Source organism: Paenibacillus sp. P4_A9 (genome assembly GCF_056402415.1).
On record NZ_JBFUHL010000122.1, the window covers coordinates 1 to 6,189 of the forward strand.

Here is a 6,189-nt window from a genome sequence, read left to right on the forward strand (position 1 = left end):
TGCTGAGTCCATCCATTTATTCGCGTAGTAACCTGTATCTCAACCAGAATGTGGTTCAGCTGCAAGGTGCCTCCGCCTCCATCTTTGTTCACTACTGGGGTGCGAAGCCGCAGCATAAGGGCAATCGTCCGCATACCCATTCCTTTTTTGAAATTTGCTATGTCGTAGAAGGAGAAGGACTTTACTTTCACGATGGCATCACCTATCCCCTTCGGCCTGGGACCCTGTATTGCTCGAAGCCTGAGRGCCGACATTCCATTCAAAGCGATGAAGGCATGCTGCTCTTATTTTTCGCTCTGGAGCCGGTCGCATCCGAGTCGAGTGATGCTTTTATGCAGGATTTTAGCCAGCTATGCGCTTATCCGCATCTTTTCATCCCGAATGCTGATCGCACAGCCCCCATGCTCATTTGGCAAGCCCTGCTCATTCAAGCGTCGGAGACGGGAGATCGCTACAAGGAAACGATTGAGCAATTAGCCTATACATTGGTCATCAGTTGTATCTCCTTATTTCTGCAGCATTGCCGCTCAGGTGATACCGCTTCGTCTACCGCGAATTTGGAGCTGCAAGGCACACTTAAGAAGGTCAAAGCCTATATACAGGATCATCTTTCTCATAAAATGACGCTTAGTGATGTGGCGCAGAGCCTCCATCTATCGGAACGACAGCTATCTCGTCTGATTTCGGATGAATTGGGACAATCCTTCCCCTCCATCGTCAAAACGGAGAGAATCAAACGAGCCGCCTATTTGCTAGGCTACACGGATCTCCCGTTAAAACAAATCGCGGAAGATACCGGATTTGAAAGCATTCACTATTTCACCCAGGTTTTCACCAGAGAAATGGGAACACCACCCAGTCATTTCCGCAAAAATTGCTTAAACTCCGAAACCGTCGATGCCTGGATACACACGTATTTGGCGCAGGTTGCTACTCGGTATCAGAAGAATACCACGATTAATTTGAAATAACTGGAAAATATCCAGCTATAATTTACTTTTTAACCCTCTTTTCACTTTTAAATGGAAAAACTCCAGCTATTTTCAACCGTTTCCGCGGATTTCGCGAAATAGTTGATTTTTAACTGGAGTTTTTCCATTTATTTGATATTATCGACCGAATCCAGCAGATTTAACTGTACTTTATCCCTCTATTCGCAGCTTGTCCTTCCCCTGAGAACGCAAACCGTCTTACTGGATATGCGCATACGGAGCCTTGTCCGATACAAGATTCAAGCGAATACCATGCTCTAGATAAGCCTTCAGTCCGCATAAAACAATCGTAAAGCCTTCCGTTGAATCAAGAGCGCGTTTAACTTTTTCATCACCGGTTCCAACGAACCCTTTGTCCGTGATGGTCACGAAGGTTTCGTTGTCTGCTTGTGAGGTGAAGGTCCACTCAACCAAAGTGCCCCAATCAACAAGAATTCGTTTGTTGATCTCTATTTCTTTGATATCAACTTCCGCGGATGCCCCATACATGGCCCAATCCCATTGTACGCGAGTGCCTGCTTCTAATCTTCCGCTGCCTTGAGTGAACCAGAATTTCGCCGTAATTTCAGGGTCGATGAAAGCTTCAAATACCTCATGAACAGGTTTTCTAATCAGCATTTCTACCTTTACAACAGGATCTTGGTTAAGTTCAGCCATCTTCTATGCCTCCATTAACTATCTTCATTTTTTTAACTATCATAGCATAGGCTGAGGTACAAAAAAATAAAAGCAGTTCCCACAGAAGCTTTCTCTGGGAAACTGCTTTTTCTCCATTTACTTAAACAAAATGATGACCACAGGACGAACAGAACTTCGTGTCAGTTGCAACTACTTTGCCGCAAACGCATTCTTTTTCATTCCGAACCTCGGTGATTTTCTGTTCAATTTCGCCGATCTCTTGGTTGATTTGAGCGATGCCTTGGCAATAGTCCTTAACATTGGCTTCGATCTGTGTGAAATCTCCAGAAAGATTCGACGTATAGACCGTTTCCCCAATTAATTTATAGATTTTATCAATTTCTCTTTCTTTCGATGATATTTGAGTTTTGAATCGGGTAATCTCAACGGTTTGCTGCGCTTTCTTCGCTGCCTCTGATGCCCCTTGCTTGACTTTATCAAAAAAAGACATGCCCCTTCCACTCCCCGGCCCTTAATATATTCGCTTCCTAACGAATCATATGCGAATACATCCTAAAGTAATACCGTTGTAGCTGCCGAGCAAGTACTTATTCTTCAAACTGTTCTAATTCAAATCCTTCGCCCTATGCGGTTTACTATAATGACTTACCCCGCCAGAGCCGACAAGTACTCTACCGCCTTTATCGAAAATAATTAGCTTTCTTAATCCCGTGGTAAGTAAAACAATAATCTTTGCGTTATTTTTAGTAGCTGTGTACACGACATAACCACTACTCGACACACTCGTCTTCCAGTTGTTATCGAATTCCGATCGTGCAACGCGATTCGAATAGACCTGATTTTCCAATCTTGCCATTTGCGATTTTTTCATCATGTTGTCTCACCTTCTCTCATTCTAGTATCCCTACTATGTTATTCATGTGCGCTAAATTGGTATGGATACCTCCAAAATAAAAGAGAAAAAACCGCTCAAGTTTAATTAACCTTGGACGGTTCTGATATGGCTGCGTTCTTTCCCTCACGGAACTCGGATGGGGTCCGATTCGTGAGCGTTTTGAACACACGATTGAAATGTCTGATGTTCGTAAATCCGGTAGAATCGGAGATTGCTTGAATCTTTTCATCGGAATATAGCAGGAGTGATTTGGCTTTCTCGATCCGCTTCTCCGTCAGGAAATCAATGAAAGACTGACCTTGCTTGCTTTTGAACAAGCTGCTTAAATAGGACGGGCTAAGATAGACGATTTCGGCCATCGTATTTAACGTGATCGCTTCTGCATAATGCTCCTCTACGTAGCGCACCACAATTTCGACGGGGCTTGTCACTAGCTTTTTCTTACGATTCCCGATGCATACGGTTAAATCGCCAAGCAGCTTCTGACAGCGCTCGRTCAATTCTTTACTGGACGAATACGAGTAAATGTCCACCAAAACCTGCTTCACATCCGTGTTCTGCAGCCACTGCTTCACAACGGCCAAATTCACAGCCAACTCGTAGAAATGCAGCAGCATTTTGCAGATTTGTTGGTGGATGATTTCAGGATCCTTCCACTGCTGGCAAAGCTTCGTCACGTAGAGGTTAGCATGTTGCTGAACATTCGCCAAGTCCCCTTCTTGGACGAATTGATTCAAGGAATGCCAGTCGGCGGCGTGCCAATCGTGCTTTTCCAATTTCATCTCCGCAACAATCTCGTTTGAGAACAACCGATCTCCACCAATAACTAATCGGTATAATAGCGCTAATCCGGCCTCTTTGTACGATTTGGAATTAGATTCCAGGTCCTTGACTGGGCTGCCTAACCCGAAGGTAAGGGTAAAATTAGATTGCACCCGAATATCCTTCCGAATCCGATTCGTCAGCTTCTCCATATCGGAATTGATGGTATCAACACCATCATGGTTAATCAGTGCGACAACTTCCGTGTCGTGATGAATGAAGACATACCCCTTAAAACTCTCATCGAGGCTCTCTTGAATGAATTGCTGAATGTAAATCGAGAACAAGGAAGGATTCAATTGATAATAACGCTCATCCGTCACCGAATCCCGATCCAGCTTAGCAATTAAGCAACTGATATACGCATGTGGGTACGAAGACTTGAAAGAAAAGTCTCTGACTGCGGCTGTTTTTATTTTGTCGTTTTAGTTCTGATCCTATTGCTATTAGTGGCTAGGGCTTTCTAGTGTTTCACCCACACCGAGTCTTTTGGTTCCACATATGTTGTGAGAGTACACACCAATTGAATTGAGGGAGTGATAGCTATGCCCGGACTACTACGCACAGTCAACGGAACGACCACCCTTTTTGCAACAGCAAGCTTAAAATTTAAGCAAGAAGGCATCTTAAGCGCGAACATCGAATTAGTTACAAACGCCAGTCGAGGTGTCTCCGACATCTTCTTAAACATCACGCAGAATGCATGTAACTTAGTAACATTCAAAATACAATCTCTGAATCGAACAAGCAGCAGACTCACTGCTTCCTTTGGTAAACAAGTGAACGGCGTCTCCAGTGCCAACATCATTCTCCAAGATAAGAACGGCAATATCTCTACTAGAGGATTCATTAATAAGAAAGCAATCGTTCCCATTAGACTTGAAAGCGGCTGTCAATGTGGGTGCTCTGGTACGGGTGCAAAAAAAATACGATTCAAAGACGGCACAACATTGAAGATCAGCATCGATAAATCGCTCCAACTTGCCCTTAAACGACTATTCACTAAACTTGAGCGTGTATTAAAAAAGCTAATTCCGCGTGTAGGCAAAGGCGCGACCGCTGATCCCGAATGCAATGCAAAATGTTATCGTATTGCAAACTCTTGCAAAGCTGCATGCGGCATCTTTGCTGTCTTATGTACTCCGGTATGTTTGAGTGCGCAGGCGGTTTGCCTCATTAGCTGTTTGCCGACATAGCGGCTGTATAATTCTGTGTACTCTTGGAAAAATTAACATAGCCATAAAAATAACAATTTGGAGGTGTATCCATGTCTGACCAACAATCCGATCAGCAAAATGCCGTAACTGCGGCTCACAATGCTGTAGCTGATGCCTTAAGCGAATTGAATCAAGCTCAATCCGTGAGTAATAATCGAAGACAGACCATACAGAATGCACAAGAACAACTTGATCAAGCCCATGCACAATTAGCTGAAGCACGTACAGAACAATCTGCAAACGCTGATGAAGAAAGTCTCTCGTAATAGGTGAATAGATGAAAAAAATATATCTTGCAGCAAGCTTGATCGTTGTTTTTTGTTTGATAGGAAGCGGTATAGTTCAAGCTGCGCACCCTAAGGTTGATCAGCAAAGTGAACTCGCCTCGGAAAAAGTTTATAGCAACAAGGTCTTTCGTGATGTAAACATTAAGAAGATAGCACCGAATCAATATGTTGTAAAAGGCGAAGCAAGCGTTTTTGAAGGCACGGTTAACTATGTACTTTCAAATGGACAAACTGATTTGAACAAAGCTTTCGTCACGGCAAGTCAAGGAGGTCCTGGGTGGGGAACTTTCGAAATTCAACTAGACACCTCAACTCTAACACCAAATGAAAAGCTTAATGTGATTTTGTTTGAAATCAATCAAGAAACGGGTCAACGAGTTAATGAATTGGTAGTACCTTTACCATCCGTATAGGCAACAAGGACATAGGAACATTAAGAGGCTCGCGCAATTTATCGGTTGTAATCACGCCGACAATAGCGCGAGCTTACTTATTCTGCGTGGCAAATCCATCCGCCAAAAAGTCCAGTTGTATAAAAGCGGGTTATATTGGTAAATCCGGATTCGGCCAATAGCTGAGTAATTTGAGTTTCAGGAATGATAGAAAGCTTCATCAGCGCAGTATTGATCATCTCGTTCACTTTGGATAACTCTTTTCCCCCATCCAGCCAAAAGCTTTTCCAGACGTTTAATCTGTCGTGAAGTTCGGCCTCATTACGGTCTCCGAAAGCACTAACGAGTACGAATGGAGCTCGCGATTTCATATTATTCTTAATAGATCGAAGCAGCTTCAACTTCTCATGAACATCGTCAATGAAGTGAAGAACCAAGATACAACTTGCAGCGTCGAACTTCGAGTCTGTTTGTGGCAGATCGTCAATCGTTCCCAAGATGAGTTTGACGCGGCTTTCCATGCCTAGTTGTGCAGTTTTGAATTTAGCACTCTTTAGCATTTGTTCAGAAATATCGACTCCGGTGAACGTCCATTCGGGGTTCGACGGTCCCCAAGCAGATAGTTCATTGCCGCCCCCTGCGCCGATCACCAGCAATGATGCCGCTTCGACACCCACATGTGCTCGATAGTAGGATTGAACCATCGCGAATAAGGCATCATACGATGGAATCGAGACTCGCGAGGTCTTCTCGTAGGCAAGTGCCATCTCRGAATTGTAGACAAGTTCTTCACGCATAGTGACCATTCCAATCTTCCATAAGGAGCTCGCTGTTTATTCCCACACCAGCCAACGCGCCTTGGGAAGCTGCTGATATTACTTGAATAATCATACAATCGTAAGTCATCATACTCATTTTCCTTCCCATCATCTCATATTAGAGACT

Annotated in this window: 9 protein-coding genes; 4 read left to right on the forward strand and 5 right to left on the reverse strand. The window is 43.8% G+C overall.

The window, feature by feature from the left end; all coding sequences use genetic code 11:
• Nucleotides 1-971, forward strand: a 971-nt coding sequence (locus AC1DVJ_RS29350; protein WP_477596177.1) for a helix-turn-helix domain-containing protein, incomplete at its 5' end; no start/stop codon positions are given.
• Between the two features lie 219 nt (nucleotides 972-1,190).
• Here AC1DVJ_RS29350 and AC1DVJ_RS29355 read toward each other — a convergent pair.
• The 4 genes from AC1DVJ_RS29355 to AC1DVJ_RS29370 form a co-directional block, all read right to left on the reverse strand.
• Nucleotides 1,191-1,649, reverse strand: coding sequence for an SRPBCC family protein (locus tag AC1DVJ_RS29355; protein ID WP_477596179.1), 459 nt, complete (start codon nucleotides 1,647-1,649; stop codon nucleotides 1,191-1,193).
• A gap of 121 nt (nucleotides 1,650-1,770) precedes the next feature.
• On the reverse strand, nucleotides 1,771-2,121 hold the full coding sequence (locus tag AC1DVJ_RS29360) for a zinc ribbon domain-containing protein (protein ID WP_477596181.1): 351 nt from the start codon (nucleotides 2,119-2,121) through the stop codon (nucleotides 1,771-1,773).
• Nucleotides 2,122-2,235: 114 nt separating this feature from the next.
• A complete protein-coding gene (locus AC1DVJ_RS29365) occupies nucleotides 2,236-2,505 on the reverse strand; it encodes a hypothetical protein (RefSeq protein ID WP_477596183.1) in 270 nt (89 codons plus the stop codon).
• 101 nt (nucleotides 2,506-2,606) lie between these two features.
• Nucleotides 2,607-3,764, reverse strand: a complete 1,158-nt coding sequence (locus AC1DVJ_RS29370) for a helix-turn-helix domain-containing protein (RefSeq protein WP_477596193.1) — start codon at nucleotides 3,762-3,764, stop codon at nucleotides 2,607-2,609.
• Between the two features lie 129 nt (nucleotides 3,765-3,893).
• On the opposite strand from AC1DVJ_RS29370, the gene AC1DVJ_RS29375 reads away from it, so the two are divergent.
• From AC1DVJ_RS29375 to AC1DVJ_RS29385, 3 genes are all read left to right on the forward strand, one after another.
• Nucleotides 3,894-4,544, forward strand: coding sequence for a hypothetical protein (locus tag AC1DVJ_RS29375; protein ID WP_477596185.1), 651 nt, complete (start codon nucleotides 3,894-3,896; stop codon nucleotides 4,542-4,544).
• A 71-nt stretch (nucleotides 4,545-4,615) separates the two neighbouring features.
• A complete protein-coding gene (locus tag AC1DVJ_RS29380) occupies nucleotides 4,616-4,831 on the forward strand; it encodes a hypothetical protein (RefSeq protein ID WP_477596187.1) in 216 nt (71 codons plus the stop codon).
• An 11-nt stretch (nucleotides 4,832-4,842) separates the two neighbouring features.
• Complete coding sequence (locus tag AC1DVJ_RS29385; protein ID WP_477596189.1) at nucleotides 4,843-5,265, forward strand: Gmad2 immunoglobulin-like domain-containing protein; 423 nt, start codon at nucleotides 4,843-4,845, stop codon at nucleotides 5,263-5,265.
• A 77-nt stretch (nucleotides 5,266-5,342) separates the two neighbouring features.
• On the opposite strand, the gene AC1DVJ_RS29390 is transcribed toward AC1DVJ_RS29385, so the two are convergent.
• Nucleotides 5,343-6,050, reverse strand: a complete 708-nt coding sequence (locus tag AC1DVJ_RS29390; protein WP_477596191.1) for a class I SAM-dependent methyltransferase — start codon at nucleotides 6,048-6,050, stop codon at nucleotides 5,343-5,345.
• Between the last annotated feature and the right edge of the window lie 139 nt (nucleotides 6,051-6,189).